This is a genomic window from Spirosoma flavum, from assembly GCF_042686045.1.
Lineage (GTDB): Bacteria > Bacteroidota > Bacteroidia > Cytophagales > Spirosomataceae > Spirosoma > Spirosoma flavum.
On record NZ_JBHUOM010000012.1, the window covers coordinates 83,147 to 104,785 of the forward strand.

The following is a 21,639-nucleotide window of genomic DNA, read 5'->3' on the forward strand; positions in this document are numbered from 1 at the left end:
GAGTTCAATCGTTCTCTCTCCCTTTTTATGAAAAGCCCTGATAAGAAATCAGTTCGTTTAGTCAGCGTGAGTCTATTGTGTCTAATATTAACCGTAAATACGTTTGCGCAGGATGCCCGCACCGTGTCGTTCGATGCCGACTGGCGTTTTAAAAAAGAGAATCTTTCGGGGGTGGAAAAGCCAGCGTATAACGATACCAACTGGCGAAAACTGGATGTACCCCACGACTTGAGTATTGAAGATTTGCCGGTCCAGATTCCCGATAGTATAGCAGGTCCATTTTCAAAAGGGGCTGTATCGGGGCGGGATGGCGGGTTTCTGGTTGGCGGAACAGCCTGGTATCGCAAACCCTTTACGCTGGACAAACGCTCCGCCGGAAAGCAAACCTACATCACCTTTGATGGGGTGTATATGAATGCCGACGTGTGGATCAACGGGCATCATCTGGGCAATCATCCCAATGGATACACCTCCTTTTCCTATGACGTAACCTCCTTTCTACTGCCAGTAGGTAAGGCCAATGTCATCGCCGTTCAGGTGAAAAATGAAGGCGTCAATAGCCGGTGGTATTCGGGTTCAGGTATTTACCGACATGTCTGGTTAACGACGGTGAACCCTTTGCACATTGACCTGATGGGTACCTATATTACTACGCCATCGATTACGGCTCAACTAGCCACGGTTTCGGTTCAAACAACTGTGCAGAACCCGTCCGGCAAAGCCTCCTTTACCCTACGAACGCAACTTTATACCCCTTCCGGTAAGCTGGCCGGAACTGCCACACAACTCGTGACGGCTTCCAAAGACCACGCTACTCCGATCAGTCAAACGGTCTCGGTGGCAGATCCACTGGTTTGGTCGCTGGAAAAACCCCAGTTGTACCGGGCAACGGTGCAGATTCTACGGAATGATAAGGTCGTTGATAAAACGACTACGCCCTTCGGCATTCGCACGATTCATGTTGATGCTAAAACCGGTTTTAGTTTGAATGGCAAGCCGATGAAACTGAAAGGAGGCTGCATTCACCACGACAATGGCCCGCTGGGAGCCGCTGCGATTGACCGGGCCGAGGAGCGGAAAATCGAACTGATTAAACAGAACGGCTACAATGCCATACGCCTGAGTCATAACCCGCCTTCATCTCAATTGCTGGATGCCTGTGACCGGCTGGGTATGCTGGTAATTGATGAAGCGTTCGATATGTGGGTGAAACCGAAAACGCCCCAGGATTATCACCGGTATTTCAACGAGTGGTGGCAACGCGATCTGGAGTCCATGGTCCTGCGCGACCGCAACCACCCGTCCATCATCATGTGGAGCATTGGCAATGAGATTACCGAGTCGGCTGATTCAACGGGCTATGCCATCGGCAAACAGCTTTCCGATGCGGTACGTAGCCTGGATGCCACCCGACCCGTTACCATGGCGATACCCCTGTTTATCACCTATTTTAACAAGGGCAAAAAATGGGAGGATACCTATCCTTCGTTTGCCAATCTGGACGTAGCGGGCTACAACTATGCCGATTCCAAATACGAAGGGGACCACGAGAAATTCCCCGATCGTGTGATGTATGCCTCGGAATATTTTCCACCTAAAGGTCTGGAGAACTGGCTGAAGGTAGAAGCCTTACCATACGTCATTGGCACCTTTAGCTGGACGGCCATGGATTATCTGGGCGAGGCTGGCCTTGGCGCACCGCGATTAGTCAAACAGGAAACCAGGAAAATCGCAGAGGGCGGTTTATTGGGGGGCTCCGGTTCGGCCTTTTTTCTAAATCCTTCGTGGCCTATTTTTAATGCCTATACGGGTGAGCTGGACCTGATTGGTACCAAGAAAGTAAACAGTTACTATTTAGATGTGGTCTGGAAACGGAGTGCCGTAGAAGTGCTGGTGCATACACCTATTCCGGACGGCTACAAAGAAGCGAACTTCTTTTACAACTTTCCCGACCAGCTAAAGAGCTGGAGCTTTCCGGGCCAGGAAGGCAAGAAAATGTCCGTATTTGTGTATTCCAGAGCTCAGCGAGTAACCCTCGAACTGAACGGAAGGGTAGTGGGGGAGCAAACCTTAGCCCCCAAATCCATCACTGCCAGTTTTGAGGTACCGTATCAACCGGGTACGCTGATTGCCCGAAGTTACACGGATGGCAGGGAAACGGGAACCGATACTCTTCGAACGGTGGGCAAACCGGTGAGTATTCGATTAAAGGCAGACCGGAATTCTATCAACGCCAGCCGGAATGATTTATCCTACGTCAGTGTGGAGGTGGTGGATGCGGCCGGTAACGTCGTGCCTTACGTCGATGACCTGCTCATTAGTTACCAGATCGAGGGAAAAGGCCAGATTGCCGGAGTTGCCAATGGCAATCCAGCGGATGTATCCAGTTTTCAGCGCCCCCAAAAGAAGGTATTCCACGGCCGGGGGATGGTGATTGTACAGCCTAACGGAGGGCCGGGGACGGTTACGCTGACCGCAAGGGCCAATGGCCTGAAAAGCGGGTTAATACAGCTTACTACGAAGTAATTACCAGGCAATCTGACGTCATGTTTCGTATGAACCGTACCGCAAATCAACTTAGTGTGAAGTATCTATTGCTATTGCTTTTCAGTGCATTATGCTCGGGTGCATGGGCACAGAAGCAAACGGGCATTCGCCCTGGCGAAACGTGGCCCGATACGGACGGTAAACACATTCAGGCCCATGGGGGCGGCATCATCAAGGTAGGTAAAACCTATTACTGGTATGGGGAGGAGCGTCGGCAAGGGCTGGATACCAGTAATCGTTACGTAAGCTGTTATTCCTCAAACGATCTGTTCAACTGGAAAAACCAGTGCGATGTGATCGAACTAGCCAAGCCCGACACAATGCTGCTGGGGAGTAAGTGGGTTCTCGAACGGCCCAAGGTTTTCTACAATGCCAAAACCAGAAAGTATGTCCTGTACCCTTAACGGGAAACCCGCTGGCAAACGGATTTATGCGCCCTACCAGTTGGATATTACCCCTTTTGTTCGGGCCGGAGCCAACCAACTCGAGGTGCGGGTCAGCCCGACTCAGTTGAATGGCTTTATTGGCAAGGCGAAACAGGGCGATAAACAATATAGCCAGTTCAGGAACAAGATCGATCAGCTTATGTCAGCCGGACTCGCCGGACCCGTTCGGATTCTAGAAAAATAACCACCATGCGATAGAGAGCATAGAAAGTCTGGGTGAGACGACTAATTCGTACTTTAGAGTAAGCCTGTCGTTACCCCTGAAAAAGACAAAACAGCTCAACCTGAACCCGCTCCGGCCAAACCGTATGCTACTGAAAATTACAGTCAAAATCCAGTGTGAATACGTAACTTGATAACTTATTACGTAACAAGAAAATGGGGCATCCTGATACGCGTTCAGCCTTCCGAACTGGAAGAAAAGCTGGGCATCTGCTAAAGCTGCCAAGTGTAAACGTGACCTGATCTTTTTGTGAGCCATATGACTGACTCTGGGCTTTCCTCGGCCTTTACCAGAGCTTTGCCGCACGGACGGGGCCGTCAAAAGCCACGACCCCAGCATAATTTTAGTTAAAGGTATCAACCAGTTTTTAACACAATTCATTACGCCACGGGCGCTCCTCTTACTAATGGGTCATTGACCCTGCTTTCTATGGCTCAGGCCACCACACCGCTGAATATGGTGCTCAGAAAACCCACAGAGGCTTGCATCTACGGGTAGCCGGTCTGCCTGCCGAAGCAGTGCGGTCGCTCACGTTTGTGAGTTATCTAAGATAGAAATTGACTAGCTATATCTTATAATAATAGCACCGATCAAATCTGAAGGCATATGACCAGTCAGTTCCAGTCGAGCCTACTAAGTCAATGACTCTGAGATTATTACTGACGGGTTACCATCGATCTTAGGGCAGATTTATAGATATTATCTATGACTAGATAAAAAAAGTAGATAATAACTATAGCGTCAGTTCATGTAAATTTGATTCGTCAACTAATAACACCTATCAAAAATGGAAAATATTGAAAGGCAGGATACACAGGATCCATCAGTATGGGACGTCAATGATGACAGTAAAGTCAACACGGTGGGCAAGTGCCCATTTATTAATGGTGAGTTAAACAAAAGCGCGGGCGGTGGCACGAGAAACCGCGACTGGTGGCCAAATCAGTTAAGACTAAATATTCTTCGTCAACATTCTTCGCTGTCCGATCCGATGGGCGAGAAGTTTAACTACGCCGAGGAGTTTAAGACACTTGATCTGGCGGAAGTGAAGAATGATATCGTAGCGTTGATGACCGAGTCCCAGGATTGGTGGCCAGCCGATTATGGTCACTATGGACCTTTCTTCATTCGCATGGCCTGGCACAGTGCAGGTACCTACCGCATTGGCGATGGTCGCGGTGGCAGTAGCTCCGGCGATCAGCGCTTTGCCCCACTCAACAGCTGGCCCGACAATACGAATCTCGACAAGGCTCGCTTGCTGCTATGGCCAGTTAAACAGAAATATGGTCGAAAACTTTCGTGGGCCGACCTGATGGTCTTAACCGGCAACTGCGCTCTTGAGTCTATGGGCCTCAAGACGTTTGGCTTCGGTGGCGGACGTGAAGATATCTGGGAGCCGGAAGAAGATGTCTATTGGGGTTCTGAAATAAAGTGGTTGGGAGACGATGTTCGATATGCCAACCCACACGATCGGACACTTGAATCCCCCCTTGGTGCGGCCAATATGGGTCTCATCTATGTGAACCCGGAAGGTCCGGCAGGAAATCCCGATCCGCTTGGCTCTGCTGTCGACATTCGTGAAACCTTCGGTCGCATGGCCATGAACGACGAAGAAACCGTCGCACTTATTGCGGGCGGACACACATTCGGCAAAACTCACGGCGCTGCCGATCCAGGCCAGTACGTTGGTTCTGAGCCCGCCGGTGCGAGCATTGAAGAGCAAGGTCTTGGCTGGAAAAACTCATTTGGTAGTGGTCATGGTGCAGACACTATCACCAGTGGTATTGAGGTAACATGGACTACGACTCCAACCCAGTGGAGCAACGACTATTTTGAGCACCTGTTCGGCTACGAATGGGAGCTGACGAAGAGCCCAGGAGGAGCGCATCAGTGGCGGCCGAAAGATGGTGCAGGTGCCGGTACTGTGCCGGATGCGCACGATCCGTTAAAGCGTCATGCACCAACGATGCTAACGACCGACTTGGCGCTAAGAGCCGACCCTGCTTACGAAAAAATTTCAAGACGCTACTACGAGAACCCGGATGAGTTTGCCGATGCATTCGCCCGGGCGTGGTTCAAGCTAACGCACCGCGATATGGGGCCAGTCGAGCGTTACCTCGGTCCGGAAGTGCCGACAGAAGAACTGCTCTGGCAAGATCCAATCCCCGCCGTTACGCATCAACTGGTTACTGATCAAGATATTGCTGCCCTGAAGACTACCATTCTGGCTTCTGGCCTGTCGGTGTCTCAATTGGTATCAACCGCCTGGGCCTCGGCCTCTACATACCGTAATTCGGATAAACGCGGTGGTACTAATGGTGGTCGTGTTCGTTTGGCACCGCAGAAGGATTGGAAAGCCAATAATCCAGCCCAACTGGCCACTGTGCTCGAAAAGCTGACCACTATTCAAAATGAATTCAACAGTGCGGCTGGCGATACGAAGATTTCAATTGCCGATCTGATCGTACTGGGCGGATGCGCAGGCGTTGAGCAGGCGGCCAAGAATGCCGGTCACGAAGTGACGGTTCCCTTTACACCGGGACGTGCCGATGCATCGCAGGAGCAAACCGATGTGCAGTCATTTAATGCGCTGGAACCAAGTGCAGATGGATTCCGTAACTACCTGAATTCTAGACATAAGTCAGCGGCTGAAGACATGTTGATCGACAAAGCTCAACTGTTAACGCTAACTATACCTCAGATGACGGTGCTTGTAGGCGGCATGCGTGCGCTAAACACGAACTTCGATAACTCGAAACACGGTGTCTTCACACAGCGTCCGGAAGCACTTACCAACGACTATTTCGTCAACCTGCTCGATTTGGGTACCACCTGGCGGGCAACTTCAGATGCTCAGAACGTATTTGTAGGTAGTGATCGTAAGACGGGCGAACCAAAGTGGACCGGCACCCGTGTCGATCTGATCTTCGGTTCAAACTCAGAGCTTCGGGCTATTGCCGAAGTGTATGGGTGCGGGGACTCGCCAGAGAAATTCGTTCGGGACTTTGTAGCAGTCTGGACCAAGGTGATGAATCTTGGCCGTTTCGACCTGGCTTGATGGCAGGGCTGTCTGGTAGGCTCCCATGGTGAGCTTTTTCCGTAGTCAGGTTCGTTACTATTCGACCACAACTTCCTCCACGGATGAATAAGTGCGACTTACGTAAGAACCTGCTATCAAAAGCGGGTCTGAAATGACTGAGACAGGGGTTACCTGATTAGTTAATGATAAAAGGTAGTCTGGCAACGGACTACCTTTTTTATGTTTATTCCCCTTTCACCATTAATCAGGAGTTTCCTTTGGCCCCGTGTGTAGTCCATAGAAATCTGGGGATTCAGTCAGCCACCGTTCAACCCAGCTATCTATAACAGGTATTTTTGGTGGGTGGTCGTCAAACCGAGAATATGCAGGCGGGGCGGCTCGTGCCAGCGCAAAACGGACCTTATTGACAGCCTGTGGATTTAGATTCGGACTGCCGATGCGGCTCCACTCATAGGGCCTATTATCCGTGAGCTGCCATAAGTAGATTTGTCCCTCAATGGAATGATTGCCGGAAGGCCAAGGGAGACTGATGAGTCTTTTCTTTGAACAACCGGCTGAACGATTGGGGATGTTCAAAGCCTAACTGATAGGCAATCTCGCTCACCGATAAGTGGGTAGTCGATAGCTTCTCTTTTGCTTTCTCCAGTAGTCGCTGGTGAATGTGTTGTTGGGTATTAAGGCCCGTCAACTGGCGCAGTAAGCCGCTTAAATAATCGGGCGACACCTGTAACTGCTCGGCTACAGCCTGTACCGTAGGGAGGCCGCTGGATAAGCGTTCTTCATCCGCTAACCAAGCCGTTAGTAACTGGTCTACCTGGTCCAGAAGTTGATGACTACTAATACGACGGGTAATAAATTGGCGTTCATAAAACCGTTCCGAATAGCTCAGTAGAGCATCTATCTGGGCCAGGATGATTTGCTGACTAAACTTATCCAGGTTCGCTTGATATTCCTGGTTGATATGATCAATCAGCCGGGTTAGGATAGCTTCCTCTTTAGCCGACAGAAATAAGGCCTCGTTGACCTCGTAGCCAAAAAATTCGTACTGCCGGATTTGCCGGGCCAAGGCTGTATTCCAGAAAAAATCGGGGTGTATAAACAGCATCCAGCCCGATTGGGTAGGACTGCTGAATTTCTCTAGATCCAGTCCGAACACCTGGCCGGGGGCCATAAAGGAAAGAACTCCCTCATCGAAATCGTAGACCTGCTGACCGTATTTAATCTTGACGGGTCCCCGAAAACCCTTCTTGAGCGAAATAATATACACATCGGTGACGACCCGTTTAGCGGGGCCTACCGGCGGTTCCGCAAAGGGCTCAATGGGCACCACGCTCAGTAAGGGATGCTCCGGTTTGGGCAGACCAAACAGTTGATGAAGCTCACTAATGGTTTGGATTCGTTGCAGGAAGTCTTTTTCCATTATCTGGATGGCTAATTTATTGCCCAACCCGTCAGGTCAGGGAATTTTTTGGGGGCATCCCAATTGATGAAAAGTATAGTCATCAATTGGGATGCAAGGCCCGCTCGACGGCTTGCCGGTTGGTGAGCAGAACGCGCGGCAAGATTGCCCGGATCGGTTCAGGCTGGCCAATCATGTCACTTTTCATACCGTCCAGTGCCCCTTGAATGCCCCCTTTCGAGGCTTTACTGATCCACTCAATCAGTGGAGCGGCCACACTCAATAGAACAGTCGGGATGTGTAGTTTAGCCGGATGAGGCCGTCCCAGCACATCAGCCGCCACATCAATCAGTTGGTTCATGGTCAGCACATCATTACTGCCTACGTCATAGGCTTGTCCGTAGGTACGAGAGTCAGCCAGTACGCCCACTAGATAGTAGATTAAATCATCAATAGCAATGCACCGGAAGCGTTGCTGGCCACGGCCGATAACGATTGCCAGCCGCCTACCGCCATTACTGGCCAGCATATCAAATCCCTGACCACCTACCCCCACAATCATACCCGGCCGGATAACGGTAACAGCTAAGCTACTATTGAGTAGCAACTGCTCGGCTTGCCAGCGTTCGCGCGCCCAGGCACTAGCGGCCTGGGGATGAGTCCCTAAAAAGGTCACGTAAATTAACCGATGTACCTGGTTAAACTGGCAGGCATCGACGATGTTTTGAAGGCCGTTGAGTTCGATGGCCATAAAGTCTTGTCCTTGCGTACGGGAATGTTGCGGCACTAGGGTTTGGATCGAGATATAAACGGCATCAACGCCTGCCAGGGCTGCTTGTAGGGAAGCCGGATCGGTAATGTCACCTGGTACGAGTTGGGCACCCGCTTGGGCTAAGGGGTTCATTTTAGCCGGTTTACGAGCCAAACAGCGCACGACATACCCCTCCGCCAGTAGTTGCCTGGTCAGGTGTCCACCAATAAATCCAGAAGCGCCAATCACTAGAATAGTTTTCATAGCCGTGAGTTGATTAAAAGGGTTTATGAAATTGTGTTGTAGGCTACAAAAGCGTAGTAGCCCAGACGTAAGCGATTGCTAACTGATCCGCTGTTTTAGCGACGAAGCCTAACCGTCTCTTTCTTAAGCACAAAGCTCGTGGTAATAACTCGAAGCCTATTAACCAAATCCAACTTTGTTGTAACCAAAAGCAACTCATGTCCAGCCGTAAGAAGTTTATCTAGCCGAAACAGCTCTCCAACACAAAGAAGAGGTAGGCGGGTAGATCAGATTGGAGGAGAAGAATGAAAAAGGGCAGATCGACCAACTGATTCCTGCCATATGCTCTGGGTATAAAAGTACATTTGACCGATCAGAAGAAAGAAAAATGTCTAAGGCAAAATCCCTACTGACACAGGGTTGTCAGTGGGCCTACTGTACTTTGTGTCAGTAAAAATAAACTCACATACACTATGAATTTTGCCTCCGTTCGAATTATTACCGCAGACATCAAGCGCCTTGTTGGGTTCTACGAGCAAGTCACGGGTATGCCCGTGATACAGTATACCGATGATTTCGCCGAGTTGCAAACGCCTTCGGCCACATTGGCAATCGGTAGCACACGTACCTTGCCGCTGTTCGGCGGAGACCACGTAGCCAAGGCCGCCGACAATCACTCGGCCATTATCGAATTCCGCGTTGATGACGTTGACGCGGACTACGGAAAGCTGGCCAACTTCCTGGGCGACATGGTTGTTCAGAAGCCAACGACCATGCCTTGGGGTAATCGTTCGATGCTGTTCCGGGACCCGGATGGCAATCTAGTTAACTTCTTCACCCCTATCACGCCCGAAGCCCTTAAGAAGTTTGATGGATAGTACATTAATTTACCCGGCGCAGACTTAAACATGGAAAAATACAATGACGGACTATTGATCAGAGAAGCCCGGCATTGTATTTTTTGGAGACAGATTGAATAAATGCTATCATGTTATGGAAATAAAGCAAGAGCCGGTAAATAGTAACAGGATCTATCACTTCTTACTTTGTATGCCCTTGTCAATTAAGTCGATGTTGATGATCCAACGGCTCGTTATTTGGCTTACATAAACTAACTTAAAGGGGAATCGACTAGACGTTCAGCTGAACGTTTTTCGAGTATGGGAAATAGTGTGGCGATCAATCAATGGTAGCAACTGGCAAAGGCTACTCGCTCCCGGTTGTCCTCAAGGCTTTAGGCGAATAAAGGGTATATTCGTTAAATCGGCTATTCACTTTAAAGGGATAACTCCGTTCGTTTCTAGGTTTATTCAGCCTAGGCAAGGGATATAGCCTGTACTAGAAGACCCCATTAAGATCATGGACCATGACCCCGCCAGAGCAATTAGATCGAATTAAACTGAATAGAGTGGTTACCTGGTCTAACCAGCTGGTCAACCTATTCTGGTCAAGCGTATGTTTAGGGCCTTTGGGGTACTACTGCTACAACAGCATGGACCCTACCTGGCTCTACGCTTTTTTGAGCATTAGCTTCCTCCCCTTCCTGGTGCCAAATGGCTTGTTTGATCGAATTCAACCCAGTTCTTCTGCTGGGTTTTATACCAGGCTTGGTATTCGAACCATCCGAAAGTATACTCAGGACGGTGATCTGATTAATCAATGGCTAAAACGGAAGTTTCCTGGCTACAGTCCTACCAAGCGTGGATCCCTTCAACAGCACGTCGGCAAATCGTACATCAATGAGAAGTTTCATGTTGGCTGTTTCTTATTTTTCCTCCTGAGCAGTCTATACGCTTTTCACCAAGGCTGTTGGGGCTGGGTAGCTATTATCCTGATTAGCAACTTGATGTATAACGTTTATCCAATCCTCCTCCAGCAGTATAATCGGATTCGATTGACCCAACTCATCCAAAGACGGTTATCGACCAAACGGGAGTAAAGGTGATTGTATAGGACAAATTGAGCTGAACAGGTACTGATTTTACACTACTGATTCCCATAGGAATCGGGCGTTTAACGGAACGGTAACCGTATAGATGGGATCTCTGCGCCTACTACATTCAAACTGGCAGATGGTAAGCAAGCACATGATTTTTTAGAAAGCAGGAAAAGCACGGAAAAATAGTCCTGTTGCCCTAACCCGTATGGCTGAGAAGACTCGTGTATAATTTTCAAGCTTTTGACCTTCCACATTGGACTATAACCACGTCCTACTAAGGACGCGACACAAATCATAAACCATTGATTATCAATGAAAAATTAGTCACTATTTATCCCTCCGGCATCGCCCCTGAGAATTTGCTATTAGATGTGAGTTATAATAGTGTTTGATCATATAACAGTCATTTGCAGAAAAAATTAAGAAAAGTGATACCACATGGCTGGAGTAGTTTATTTTTGGTAGCTGGTTTGTTTGTATAATGTGACCTATAGTCAAAATTGCAGACAAGACCCACGTGCTCAGCTTTGCCGGGGCCGATCCAGACAAGTCATCACAAAGTTCATAAGTATTCCATCATACCTTAAAACTGATAGAACCTGATGCATCCAATTGCGATTACTTCGACAGCTATTCCTCATCCAGTCATGGCCTATTCCCAGGCTGTGAGAGTGGGCAATCTACTATTCATTGCCGGACAGCCGGGTATTGATTTTAAGTCTGGCCTTATTTCGAATGATTTTGAGACTCAGGCCCGGCAGGCGTTTACTAATCTGTCAATAGTACTGCAAGCCGCCGGTTCGAGCTTAGAAAAGGTAGCCAAGACAACGATCTGGTTAGTTGATGGCTCTAATTTCGACTGTCTCAATAAGCTGTATGCTGAATATTTTCCAACCAACCCGCCGGTTCGTTCAACACCGGTTGTGGCCTTACCCAAGAAGGAGTTTCAACTATCCATTGAAGCGATTGCCACCCTTGACGAATAGGAATCCGGGTGATGGTGAATTGAGATTAACATTCGACTACCCATTGCTTCTTTTTCGCCCACCCAACATTGTGCAACTCATACAACAGCTTGCACAATGTGAATGCTGAGTGCAGTAGCTAAAGGCAGTAATCTTCTCAAGAAAATCCGTTAAAATCTCAATGGCTACCGACGCTCGACTGTAGTGAACCTGGTTTAGTTTTGATTCACTCACTAATGGGATCAAAACCCTTTATCAAACCATGGACTATCAACCAATTCTGCGTCAACTTTATCAAGATTTTAATGCGCGCCATATTGATCTCGTCTTGGCTCATATGCACATCGACGTGGCTTGGCCAAACGGTTGGGAGGGTGGCTATGTGGCGGGCCACAAAGAGGTACGAGCCTATTGGCTACGCCAATGGCAACAAATCAATCCTATAGTAGAGCCTCTCTCATTCGAGACAAGATCTGACGGTCAAATTGCCGTCAAGGTTCACCAGGTTATTAAAGACCTAAACGGCCAGCTATTGAGCGATGAACAACTAAACCATGTTTACAGCTTCGAAAATGGCAAAGTGCGGACAATGATTATTGAACATTAACAAGTTGTCCTGACACCATCGTCAATGTGGTTTTTATAACAAGCCACATTGACGATGGTGTATTTATACAATTGTTCTCAATAAACTACTTTTAAATACACCTACCAAGTTCTTGGTTGGGCTTCGATGACGAATCAACTTTGTTGAGACTTTTCTCTGACAGGCCATTCCACTATGAATGTCAACCTCTATAGCTAATTCATTTAAGGCTTTGTTATACCACATAGAATTTCTGCTATAATCGCCCGGATTTGCATCCCGAAAGGAATATATCACGTTATACTATTCATTCTGCACAACAAAACTCACTCTGAACAGACGGCTAATTCATTACCTGTGGGATCGGTAAAATGAAAACGCCGGCCACTGGGGTAAGAAAAAATAGGTTTGGTAATTACACCCCCTGCTTGCTCAACTGTTCTCAAGCTGTTTTCTAAATCATCGGCCCAAATTACTACCAATGGTTGCGAAGCGGATAATCCATCGGCTCTGAAGAAACCACCCGCAATGCGTCCATCAACGAAGCTAGTATAGTCAGGTCCATAGTCTTCAAAAGACCAGCCGAACGCTTTTTGGTAGAAGTTCTTAGTCGCTACCAGGTCACGAGCCGGAAACTCAACGTAGCAAATGGCATGATTCAAGGGTGGATTCATCAACAGAGAATTTAGTGTTTCGAACTGTTATATAAGTGCTGTGGCTGTTGCAAAAGTAAATAGGTCGCTCCGTCTGTCAAGTATTAGCCCGTTTTTTTGTGTAGTTCGAGTCAAAAAATGAATCAAGATGGGTAGGCTCGGACTTTTGCAACAGCCACTGCTTCCATGTTAAGCCATTAGCTTAGATTAAACTTCTCTCTTTCAAGACAAATAATGCCGGAAGCGCATTGTTAAGTATATGCAGATAGATGCTCCAGCGTAATCCATTCCATTGTGAGGTCCAACTCAGCAGCAAGCCCGCCACCAAATGAGGAAACAAAATGGCTATTACCGTTTGAGGACGTACGCCCTCTAGCGGGTAGTTAGAGAAGTGTAGTAAGGCAAAACCAATGGCGCTTACCCAAATTAATGACTGATAACGGTCAACCGAACTTGTCCACTGAATAAAACGGCCAATAATTGGTCTAAGTAGCCAACCACTCAAGACACTGAAACTGATTAAAGCCAGGGTTTTCGGGCTGATTTAATAGTAATCAATTCGTAACCCATTACTGATCATTATATATAACAAGCTGCTGAATCCAATCCAAACTACCTGTAGATCCTTCTGCAGAATTCCTCGAAAGGCGAACTCTTCCAGCAGAGGTCCAATCAGAATAACCTCGATCAGAAAGTCCAGCGTTGATGTTTGAGCAAGCCAGTTTCGTAAGGAATCATTATTGACTATATAGTCAATGATATGAGCTTTTACCAAGATTAGGCTAAGCAAACCGATGCCTAGCTTAATGGCTAGTAAAACAAGCAGTGCCCGAATGGTGAAGATCGATTTGCTCCAAGGAGTCAGATTGGTTTTCTGGCAAGAGAACGAAGTTCCTCGAAGAAAGGCGATAAACCCCTTAAATACATCTTTCATCGAATCTCCTACTGTTGTATAATCATCGTTAGTTAAAGCACTACACAATGTAAGACAAAAACGAAACCTGTCATACTGCCTGTAAGATAAGCTGCAGAGATATCACGGCCTGATTACGAGTAAGCCGTAGTTAGGTTTTCTAATCGTCGGCCTCCGTGGCAGGGTTCCAAAGCGGATTAAAGTACTAATTCAGCGGTCGGTACGAAATTCAGAAACGCATTGGTAAACTGCTGGTATTTAAGATGATCAACCTGATAATAGTAAGCCCCTCGTTTGGAAAACCCTTTTTGTTTCTCGTTTAGCTTGATCAATAAATGCATCGACAGAATTTTGCGGCTAAAATTACGCTTGTCAAATTCGGTATTATAAATGGCCTCATAGAGCTTCTGCAACTGCGGAATAGTAAACTTTTCCGGCAGCAGTTCAAAGCCAATAGGGTGCTGGGCTGCTTTATAACGAAGCCGTTTGATGGCTAAATCAACCATGTCCCCATGATCGAACAGTAGCGGGGGCAGATCGTAAATAGAAAACCAGCGGACCTGAAAAGATTCCGTAATTTTTGTTGCATAATCCGCTATTTTAACCAACGAGAAATAAGCTACTGAAATGGTTCGAACAATAGGGTCCCGTCCGGGGTCGCCAAATGCATACAGTTGCTCCAGATACACGCTGGAGAGTCCCGTCAGTTCAAACAGAATTCGGGCTGCGGCTGCTTCCAGCCCTTCGTGAGGCTGGAGCCATCCTCCCATTAAGGACCAGGTTTTCTCTTCTAAACCCCGTTTAACGAGCAATACTTTTAAGACCTCTCCGTCAAAGCCAAAGATGATCGAATCTAAGGCCAGTAAAAAAGGCTGTTGCTGTTTATATTGATCTAGCATTATTTCATTTAAACTGGTTGTCAATCTCAAAAAAGTACTTTTTTTGAAAATATACCGAAGGTAAAAGAATTAACCTATTTCAATGATTTTTAGAGTTAGTTTTTACAGGTAGCCTTTGTAATTTATTTGTGTTTAAACTGGCTTAGCCCCCTACCAGGCCCCCTTTTTAAACAAAGATTCTCTGGAAGCGTGCAATCTATGGCCACTTTTTCTCGACACGCTATTCTCGCTTGTAGAAAAGCAATTCAATGTTAACACCTGTGAAAACCATTAATTATACTATTGACAATTAACCATCAAATGTCCTTTTACAACAAAAAATTGCTTTCGTGAATTTTTGATTTATTCAGGAGAATTTTTCCTTAGATCAGCATCCCTCCGATTGATTACCCTTTTATATCGCACTGGTAATCATCCTTCAGAACTTTACTACGCTTTCATAAGCCTTCTTTGGCTGACTGTTCTGATCAAACAGGAGAGGATAATCCTTGCGGCCCGGAACGGGAAAATTATCCAGCCAGGAATACTTGTCGCTTAAGTTCCAGAACGTAACGCCGGTAATCTTGTCGCGGTGCTTGCGGAATAGATCGAACACCATTTTGTACTGAGCAGCCTGCATGTCATTCATTTCTGGTGTGAACTCGCTTTTATCAGTATCGCGCCGAGCCCGACGCTCGTGCTCTTTGGGATATACTGACATGTAAACTGCACTTTCAGTCCCAGGCTGGCGAATTTGGTAATTGATTCTTCAAGTTCCTGAGCGGTAGGCTCGTAAATGGACCAGTGAGCCTGTAGGCCCACACCGTTAATCGGTACGTTCTTTTCTTTTAACTTCTTCAATAACTGATAGATACGTTCCCGCTTAGAGGCACTTTCTGTATTGTAATCGTTATAAATCAGTTGTGCAGACGGGTCGGCTTCGTGAGCGTACTGAAACGCTTTCTCGATATAGTCTTCCCCAATGATTTCGTAAAATTTAGATTTACGGTACATCGCTGTTCCTGTATCGGGAACGGCTTCATTCACCACGTCCCAGGCGTAAATCTTCCCCTTATACCGGCCCATTACGTCGGTGATGTGCCGTTTCAGGCGGGCCAGCAACACGTCCCGACTCACGGTCTTACCAGTTGAGTCTGTGAACAACCAGCGGGGCGTCTGATTATGCCAGCAAAGCGTATGCCCCCGCAGTTTGATGTTGTTCTGTTGAGCAAAGTCGGCAATGGCGTCGGCATCCTTCCAGTTGTAGCGATTCTCTTCGGGATGAATGGGACCCATTTTCATGGCATTCTCGGGTGTTATGCTGTTGAATTGGGCTTTAATCAGCTCGGCATCGGGGCCGGGTTGCACCATCCGTGGGTTGACGGCCACGCCAATAGGAAAGTAGTTTTTATAATAATCTTTCAGGCCCTTTTCCGGAGCAATAAAGGCGACCGATAGAGCAACCAGGGTATAAGCGCTTAGTTTATGCATGGTCAAAATGGGGTCTAGGCTAATAAAGCCTGTAAGGTCTTCGAGACCGATCCGGCGGCCCGGCTTACAGGTTTGGATTGCAGGAAGTTGGTCTTAAACTATTCAACTCTACTTGTAGGCGTCGATTGTTTTGATTGTGCCATCCGAGTTGTACGTCAGCTCGGCAACCTTTACATTCCGAAGATGAGTCTTGCCAGAGAGTTGTATATCATGATAGAACAGATACCATCGGGCCGCGTTCGGCTTTTGGCCCACCTGTACGATGGAATGGTGATTGGTCCAGCCAAGCACTGGTTTCAGCACCAGCCCCTTGTACGTAAAGGGACCGTAGGGATTATCGCCGATGGCGTAGCAGAGATTGTGGGTATCGCCGGTCGAATACGAAAAGTAGTATTTCCCGTTATACTTGTGGAGCCAAGCCGCTTCGAAAAACCGTTTGTCATTGTCTTTCTCCAGAAACGGTTTGCCGTTTTTATCCAGAATCTGCACTTCCCGAACCGGCTCGGCAAAGCTTTTCATATCGGCACTAAGCCGGGCAATACGGGGTAGGTAAGCCACCTCATCTTTTTTCTTCAGAGCCCCTTTCGGGTTATACCGATTACCGCTCCAGCGCTGTAACTGCCCGCCCCAGATGCCCCCAAAGTAGAGATACGCTTTGCCGTCGGTGTCCTGAAACACGGTGGGGTCGATGCTGTAGCTGCCCTTAATCGGTTCCGGTTCGGCTTTAAACGGTCCGGTCGGACTTTTGCTGGTCGCCACGCCGATGCGAAAAATATCCTTTTTGTCTTTGACCGGAAAATAGAGGTAATAGGTACTGTTTTTGACCGTAGCATCGGGGGCCCATAGCTGACGGCCCGCCCAGGGGATATCTTTTAGGTCGAGGGCTACACCGTTGTCTTTAACGCGGCCGCCAATTTTATCCATCGACAGCACATGGTAATCACGCATGGCAAAATGGCCGCCTTCATCATCTTCTTTAACATTCTTCGCATCAATATCATGCGAGGGATAGATGTAGATTTTACCGTTAAAGACATGGGCTGACGGGTCAGCCGTGTATATGTGCGATACGAGCGGCTTCGAAATAGGTTTTTTACCTCCGTCGGTCTGCGCGAAGGCGGTCAGGGAACCCCCAATCAGAGACGCCAGCGTAAGCGTTGCATAGGCTCGTGGCATCAGGTTTTGATACGTCATCTTGGTTTTGAATTAATAGTACGTTGAATAGACAGGCAATAGAAAACCAGCTTTTGCAAATTGCTCTCTCCGAATTCTCATTTCTTTAGGGCAATCACCCGCTCGAAAGCTGGTTTGGGCTGGTTATTCCGGTCGAATAGCAGCGGGTAGCTGGTTCGGCCCCGGATGGGCCAGTTGTTTAGCCAGCTATCGCCATCATTGACACCCCAAAAGGTTACACGGGTGATTTTGTCCTTATGCTTGAGAAACAGCTTGAACAGAGCCTCGTAATCTGCGGCCAGTTGTTGCTGAACACTATCGGGCAGTGCCGCCGTATAGGGATTCGACTGTTCGTTGGCCGTCATACGTTGACCGACATCCGCCCCCTGAAAATTGCGGGGTAATACTTCAATGTCCAATTCCGTGAACATGACCTTCAGACCAAGGGCTGCGTATTGATTGATGCTTTCCTCGATGTCTTTCAGAGGCACTTTCCCGAGGTGCCAGTGTCCCTGAATACCTACACCGTCAATCCGCACCCCGGCGTCTTTTACCTTTTTCAGAAGGGCAATGCAGCCAGCCCGTTTGGCGGGTTGTTCATTGTTATAATCGTTGTAGTATAGCTCTGTTTTAGGGGCAGCCTGCTGGGCCAGCCGGAAAGCCTCCGTGACGAAATCTTCGCCGAGGTATTGAAGGAAGACCGATTTTCGCATCGTACCATCTTCGTTCAACGCTTCGTTGACAACATCCCACGACAAAACCTTTCCGTCGTAGCGCCCAGCGACCGTTTTGATGTGATCAGTAAAAAACGCTCGGATGGAATCAGCACTGTGAATGCCCCGGATAAACGGTGGCAACTGGCTGTGCCAGATCAGGGTATGCCCATTTATTTTGATGTTGTGTTTCTTCCCAAATTCAACCAGTTTATCTGCCATCTCAAAATTATAGGTGTCCCACTTCGGATGAATCAGCGCTGACTTCATGATGTTCTCGGGCGTTGCCATGTTGAATTGCCGGGCAATAAACGCCGTCGTTTGGGGGTCCCGTTCCTCAATCTGGGCGTTGTTGAGTGCGGTTCCGATGCCAAAATCTTTTTTGAACGCGTCTTTTAACGACGGGATGGATTGCGCCAAGGCAGCACCCTGCTCGGTGGCAGCGTTAGCCAGCAAAAGGACCGCCGTACTTAGTATGAGGATGTGTCTGTTCGAGAGCATAAAGAATTACGTTGCAGGCTGAGCTTATGGTTTGTCAGTATCTTTTACTTAAACAGCAACTGCGAAAAACCGAACAGATCGTGCCGCCAAACAGGCCACGAATGTCCACCAGGGTACTCGCTGTACTGGTATTTGATGCCCATCTCGTCAAACTTCTTCATCATGATCTGGCAGTTCTGATGCGCGATGTCTTCCTTGCCACCCTGCGAAATCCAGAACTGCTTGAGGTTGCTGTTGATAGTGCTGGCGTTCTCTTTCATGAAGGCATATTGCGGGTCAGTCAGTTTGGGATTATTAGCGAACCAGCCTGAACTGAACACCCCCAGATACGAGAACAGGTTGGTATTCTTCACCCCTGCGTGCAGCGTCTGTAAACCGCCCAATGATAGGCCAGCGAGCGCCCGGTTTTTGGCGTCGGTTTCGACCCGATAGTTGCTTTCGATGAAGGGAATAAGCCCTGTTTTCAGTTCGTTTTCAAACGACCGCAATGCGTTTTCGTTGAAACCAGCCATTCCTCCGGCGTTAGGCATGTTGCCATCCAACATCACAATCAGCATGGGTTTGGCCTTCTTTTCCGCAATCAGGTTATCCAGAATCTGGTCGGTGCGGCCCTGCGTAGCCCAGCCGCGCTGGTCTTCGCCACCGCCGTGGATCAAGTACAGCACGGGATACTTCTGGGTCGTGTTCTGGTCGTATCCCGGTGGCGTATAGATGTACAATTCACGCCAGGTGTTCGATGGTTTCGATACGTAGTGTTTAATCCGGATATCGCCGTGGGGTACGTCTTTCATGGCATAATATCCTTCGTCACGATCCGGAATTTCAATGCCACTGGCCATGCGGCTCATGCCGTAGAAGCTTTCGCTGGCTGGGTCGGCAACCGCCACACCATCAATCAAAAGGGAATAATAGTGAAAGCCCCGGCTGATGGAATCGGTCGTTACATTCCAGAATCCGGCTGTATCTTTCACCATGTCGTATTTTTTACCCAAATCCATCTGCACTTTCTGAGCGTCAGGTGCTTTCACGCGAAACACGACGCGGTTGTCCGGTAAAATCTGCGGGTATTTGGCATTCCGGATATTCGTAGACGCTGGAGTGCCTAACAGGGTATATTTGGATAAGGATGATACATCGACCGGCTTGAACAGAAACTGGGAGAACATGTACAGGCCATTCTTCCAGACTTTAAAATCATGTACACCCGGCTCGATGTAATAAATGTGGGGTACGTCGTTCTGGTAGAGATAATCGTGGGTACGTTTGCTGAAGCTGATCAGCCCGTCGTTGTCCCCGCACGAGATCCAGAGCAGTTTCAGCTTCTTTTTGGTGTCTTCTGGGTTTGGCACCAACTCTTCGGGTTTTTTGGTATTGGGAGCCGACGAAAACCCACCGACCCAGGCGAACTTATCCAGATTGCCCAGCCCGAAGTTCAGTGACTGACCGCCCCCCATCGACAGACCGGCAATGGCCCGATGTTCCCGGTCGGTGAGGGTCGAATATTTTTTCTCGATGAATGGAATCAGGTCCGTCAGCAAATCCTTCTCGAACGTAGCAAAAGCCTGAACCTTGTCAGGTGCCATGATATTTCCGGTTGCCCGGTCGTCTTTCATAGCCCTCCCATTGGGCATGACCACGATCATGGGTTCCAGTTTTTTTTCGGCGTACAGATTATCCAGAATGACCTGCGGCTGACCACCTTTCAGCCATTCCTTTTCATCACCACCGATGCCGTGCAAGAGATACAGAACGGGGTATTTTTTCTTTTTGTTATATCCCGGCGGAGTGTACACCAACGCCTTGCGGGTCGTACCGACGGTTTTGGATTCGTATTGAATGGAATCCAGTTTACCCGTGGCAATGCCCGTTTGTACTTGATCGAACCCTTTTGGTGCTTCTTTTTCAATTTTTTGCGCGTAGGTACTGGCGCAAAATAGGCCGGTAGCCGCTATCAATACTAGTAGTCGTTTCATTCCCGTATGTCGTTGATTACCTGTTTTCAGGATTAGTTTTTAAAAATCAAGCTTGCGTATTGATTCAGTGACCGGCGCCAAGTCTGCCATTCGTGCGACGTACCCGGCGACTCGTAATACACATGCCGAATGCCTGCTTTCTCCAGGGCTTCATGAAATCCTTTTACGCCGGTGTACATTCGTTCGGGCTCCTTCGTACCTATACTCACATAAACTACCTTCACTTTTTTGTTAAAAGCAGCCGCATCCGCTAAAACGCCATCGTATAGTTGCTTAACATCACCGCCAGCCTGCAAACGACCTGCTCCACTGAACCCTCCGATGTAGGCAAATTTGTCGAGGTTGGTCATCGTGGTCTGAAAAGTCTGGAAGCCGCCCATCGACAGCCCTGCCATCGCCCGGTTACCCCGATCTGCCAGCGTGCGGAACGTTTTGTCGATCATCGGAATGACTTCTTTTACCAACACGTCGGGAAACACATTGCTGGTCATAGTGCCAGGCGTGTTGGCGCTGGTACTAATGGGTTTGGCCGGGTCGGTCGCATACCCTCGTTCCATCACGACAATCATTGGCGTTGCCTTTCCTTCAGCAATCAGGTTATCCAGGATAAAGTCCATTTTACCCTGATTCGGCCAGCCGGTTTCGTCTTCGCCCGAGCCATGCTGTAGATACAGAACGGGGTAGCGTTTTTTCGGGGTTTCATCGTAACCCGGTGGGGTATAGACGTTCGCCCTACGCCAGGCTTTGGTGATGTCGGAGTAGTAATTGACCGACCGCACCTGACCATGTGGAACATTCCTGGCCTGATAATACGCCATATCCTTATCGGGAATGTCAATGCCACTCGCCATGCGGCCCATGCCGTAAAATGTCTGACTGGATGGGTCACAAAGCGAAACGCCATCGACGACCAGCGAGTAGTAATGAAACCCTTCAGGAATTGGGTCGGTCGTTGTGATCCAGAACCCGCTGGTGTCTTTCACCATATCGTATTTTTTACCCAAATCGATCTGTACTTTCTGTGCTTCCGGTGCTTTCACGCGAAACAGCACCCGATTATCGGGTAACAGTTGCGGGTATTTCTGCCCCGGAATATTGGTTGACGCAGGAACTCCGGTGGTCTGGGACTGGGCATTCAGGCTCAGCGAGACCACACAGGCGGCAAAGGCGATTAATTTTTTCATGGTAAGGTTTAGGGTTATCGG

General features: G+C 48.3%; 18 protein-coding genes and 1 pseudogene. 8 read left to right on the plus strand and 11 right to left on the minus strand.

Annotated features, from left to right (window positions below):
• The first annotated feature begins 27 nt into the window (after window positions 1–27).
• The 4 genes from ACFS25_RS15065 to katG all read left to right on the plus strand — a co-directional run bounded on the left by ACFS25_RS15065 (window position 28) and on the right by katG (window position 6,274).
• Window positions 28–2,526 (plus strand): glycoside hydrolase family 2 TIM barrel-domain containing protein, encoded by a 2,499-nt coding sequence (locus tag ACFS25_RS15065; protein WP_381502416.1) that lies wholly within the window; start codon window positions 28–30, stop codon window positions 2,524–2,526.
• Between the two features lie 29 nt (window positions 2,527–2,555).
• Window positions 2,556–2,951: a glycoside hydrolase family protein gene (locus ACFS25_RS15070; RefSeq protein ID WP_381502419.1), complete on the plus strand. Its 396-nt coding sequence runs from the start codon at window positions 2,556–2,558 to the stop codon at window positions 2,949–2,951.
• Window positions 2,935–3,177 carry a hypothetical protein gene (locus tag ACFS25_RS15075; RefSeq protein WP_381502422.1) on the plus strand — a complete coding sequence of 81 codons (243 nt, stop codon included), beginning with the start codon at window positions 2,935–2,937 and terminating at the stop codon, window positions 3,175–3,177. Before ACFS25_RS15070 ends, ACFS25_RS15075 begins: the two co-directional genes overlap by 17 nt.
• Window positions 3,178–4,003: 826 nt before the next feature.
• Window positions 4,004–6,274, plus strand: a complete 2,271-nt coding sequence (gene katG / locus ACFS25_RS15080) for a catalase/peroxidase HPI (protein WP_381502425.1) — start codon at window positions 4,004–4,006, stop codon at window positions 6,272–6,274.
• A gap of 475 nt (window positions 6,275–6,749) precedes the next feature.
• Here katG and ACFS25_RS15085 read toward each other — a convergent pair whose 3' ends face one another.
• Both ACFS25_RS15085 and ACFS25_RS15090 read right to left on the minus strand, forming a co-directional pair.
• Window positions 6,750–7,676, minus strand: a complete 927-nt coding sequence (locus tag ACFS25_RS15085) for a helix-turn-helix domain-containing protein (protein ID WP_381502428.1) — start codon at window positions 7,674–7,676, stop codon at window positions 6,750–6,752.
• Window positions 7,677–7,758: 82 nt separating this feature from the next.
• A complete protein-coding gene (locus ACFS25_RS15090; RefSeq protein ID WP_381502431.1) occupies window positions 7,759–8,670 on the minus strand; it encodes an SDR family oxidoreductase in 912 nt (303 codons plus the stop codon).
• Window positions 8,671–9,122: 452 nt separating this feature from the next.
• Between ACFS25_RS15090 and ACFS25_RS15095 the strand changes: the two genes are divergently transcribed.
• From ACFS25_RS15095 to ACFS25_RS15110, 4 genes are all read left to right on the plus strand, one after another.
• Window positions 9,123–9,527 carry a VOC family protein gene (locus tag ACFS25_RS15095; protein WP_381502433.1) on the plus strand — a complete coding sequence of 135 codons (405 nt, stop codon included), beginning with the start codon at window positions 9,123–9,125 and terminating at the stop codon, window positions 9,525–9,527.
• 614 nt (window positions 9,528–10,141) lie between these two features.
• On the plus strand, window positions 10,142–10,588 hold the full coding sequence (locus ACFS25_RS15100) for a glycosyl-4,4'-diaponeurosporenoate acyltransferase CrtO family protein (protein ID WP_381502435.1): 447 nt from the start codon (window positions 10,142–10,144) through the stop codon (window positions 10,586–10,588).
• 602 nt (window positions 10,589–11,190) lie between these two features.
• On the plus strand, window positions 11,191–11,574 hold the full coding sequence (locus tag ACFS25_RS15105; RefSeq protein WP_381502437.1) for a RidA family protein: 384 nt from the start codon (window positions 11,191–11,193) through the stop codon (window positions 11,572–11,574).
• A 241-nt stretch (window positions 11,575–11,815) separates the two neighbouring features.
• Window positions 11,816–12,160, plus strand: a complete 345-nt coding sequence (locus tag ACFS25_RS15110) for a nuclear transport factor 2 family protein (RefSeq protein WP_381502439.1) — start codon at window positions 11,816–11,818, stop codon at window positions 12,158–12,160.
• A gap of 305 nt (window positions 12,161–12,465) precedes the next feature.
• Here the strand turns inward: ACFS25_RS15110 and ACFS25_RS15115 are convergent, their stop codons facing one another.
• From ACFS25_RS15115 to ACFS25_RS15155, 9 genes and pseudogenes are all read right to left on the minus strand, one after another.
• A complete protein-coding gene (locus ACFS25_RS15115; protein WP_381502441.1) occupies window positions 12,466–12,813 on the minus strand; it encodes a VOC family protein in 348 nt (115 codons plus the stop codon).
• A gap of 181 nt (window positions 12,814–12,994) precedes the next feature.
• Window positions 12,995–13,297: a CPBP family glutamic-type intramembrane protease gene (locus tag ACFS25_RS15120; RefSeq protein WP_381502443.1), complete on the minus strand. Its 303-nt coding sequence runs from the start codon at window positions 13,295–13,297 to the stop codon at window positions 12,995–12,997.
• A 39-nt stretch (window positions 13,298–13,336) separates the two neighbouring features.
• Window positions 13,337–13,726, minus strand: a complete 390-nt coding sequence (locus tag ACFS25_RS15125; protein WP_381502448.1) for a hypothetical protein — start codon at window positions 13,724–13,726, stop codon at window positions 13,337–13,339.
• 176 nt (window positions 13,727–13,902) lie between these two features.
• Window positions 13,903–14,604: an NUDIX hydrolase gene (locus tag ACFS25_RS15130; protein WP_381502452.1), complete on the minus strand. Its 702-nt coding sequence runs from the start codon at window positions 14,602–14,604 to the stop codon at window positions 13,903–13,905.
• A 418-nt stretch (window positions 14,605–15,022) separates the two neighbouring features.
• A pseudogene (locus ACFS25_RS15135) lies at window positions 15,023–16,074 on the minus strand (endo-1,4-beta-xylanase).
• A gap of 108 nt (window positions 16,075–16,182) precedes the next feature.
• Window positions 16,183–17,268 (minus strand): glycoside hydrolase family 43 protein, encoded by a 1,086-nt coding sequence (locus ACFS25_RS15140; protein ID WP_381502455.1) that lies wholly within the window; start codon window positions 17,266–17,268, stop codon window positions 16,183–16,185.
• A 77-nt stretch (window positions 17,269–17,345) separates the two neighbouring features.
• A complete protein-coding gene (locus tag ACFS25_RS15145; RefSeq protein WP_381502458.1) occupies window positions 17,346–18,461 on the minus strand; it encodes an endo-1,4-beta-xylanase in 1,116 nt (371 codons plus the stop codon).
• A 44-nt stretch (window positions 18,462–18,505) separates the two neighbouring features.
• Window positions 18,506–20,434 (minus strand): alpha/beta hydrolase-fold protein, encoded by a 1,929-nt coding sequence (locus ACFS25_RS15150; protein WP_381502462.1) that lies wholly within the window; start codon window positions 20,432–20,434, stop codon window positions 18,506–18,508.
• Between the two features lie 32 nt (window positions 20,435–20,466).
• Window positions 20,467–21,618, minus strand: a complete 1,152-nt coding sequence (locus tag ACFS25_RS15155) for an alpha/beta hydrolase-fold protein (RefSeq protein WP_381502464.1) — start codon at window positions 21,616–21,618, stop codon at window positions 20,467–20,469.
• Window positions 21,619–21,639: the final 21 nt, after the last annotated feature.

What these genes read in the sequence shown, in the direction of transcription:
- ACFS25_RS15065 (WP_381502416.1), top strand. Translation starts at nt 28, where the DNA reads ATGAAAAGCCCTGATAAGAAATCAGTTCGTTTAGTCAGCGTGAGTCTA.
- ACFS25_RS15070 (WP_381502419.1), top strand. Translation starts at nt 2,556, where the DNA reads ATGAACCGTACCGCAAATCAACTTAGTGTGAAGTATCTATTGCTATTG.
- ACFS25_RS15075 (WP_381502422.1), top strand. Translation starts at nt 2,935, where the DNA reads ATGTCCTGTACCCTTAACGGGAAACCCGCTGGCAAACGGATTTATGCG.
- katG (WP_381502425.1), top strand. Translation starts at nt 4,004, where the DNA reads ATGGAAAATATTGAAAGGCAGGATACACAGGATCCATCAGTATGGGAC.
- ACFS25_RS15085 (WP_381502428.1), bottom strand. Translation starts at nt 7,676, where the DNA reads ATGGAAAAAGACTTCCTGCAACGAATCCAAACCATTAGTGAGCTTCAT.
- ACFS25_RS15090 (WP_381502431.1), bottom strand. Translation starts at nt 8,670, where the DNA reads ATGAAAACTATTCTAGTGATTGGCGCTTCTGGATTTATTGGTGGACAC.
- ACFS25_RS15095 (WP_381502433.1), top strand. Translation starts at nt 9,123, where the DNA reads ATGAATTTTGCCTCCGTTCGAATTATTACCGCAGACATCAAGCGCCTT.
- ACFS25_RS15100 (WP_381502435.1), top strand. Translation starts at nt 10,142, where the DNA reads ATGGACCCTACCTGGCTCTACGCTTTTTTGAGCATTAGCTTCCTCCCC.
- ACFS25_RS15105 (WP_381502437.1), top strand. Translation starts at nt 11,191, where the DNA reads ATGCATCCAATTGCGATTACTTCGACAGCTATTCCTCATCCAGTCATG.
- ACFS25_RS15110 (WP_381502439.1), top strand. Translation starts at nt 11,816, where the DNA reads ATGGACTATCAACCAATTCTGCGTCAACTTTATCAAGATTTTAATGCG.
- ACFS25_RS15115 (WP_381502441.1), bottom strand. Translation starts at nt 12,813, where the DNA reads ATGAATCCACCCTTGAATCATGCCATTTGCTACGTTGAGTTTCCGGCT.
- ACFS25_RS15125 (WP_381502448.1), bottom strand. Translation starts at nt 13,726, where the DNA reads ATGAAAGATGTATTTAAGGGGTTTATCGCCTTTCTTCGAGGAACTTCG.
- ACFS25_RS15130 (WP_381502452.1), bottom strand. Translation starts at nt 14,604, where the DNA reads ATGCTAGATCAATATAAACAGCAACAGCCTTTTTTACTGGCCTTAGAT.
- ACFS25_RS15140 (WP_381502455.1), bottom strand. Translation starts at nt 17,268, where the DNA reads ATGACGTATCAAAACCTGATGCCACGAGCCTATGCAACGCTTACGCTG.
- ACFS25_RS15145 (WP_381502458.1), bottom strand. Translation starts at nt 18,461, where the DNA reads ATGCTCTCGAACAGACACATCCTCATACTAAGTACGGCGGTCCTTTTG.
- ACFS25_RS15150 (WP_381502462.1), bottom strand. Translation starts at nt 20,434, where the DNA reads ATGAAACGACTACTAGTATTGATAGCGGCTACCGGCCTATTTTGCGCC.
- ACFS25_RS15155 (WP_381502464.1), bottom strand. Translation starts at nt 21,618, where the DNA reads ATGAAAAAATTAATCGCCTTTGCCGCCTGTGTGGTCTCGCTGAGCCTG.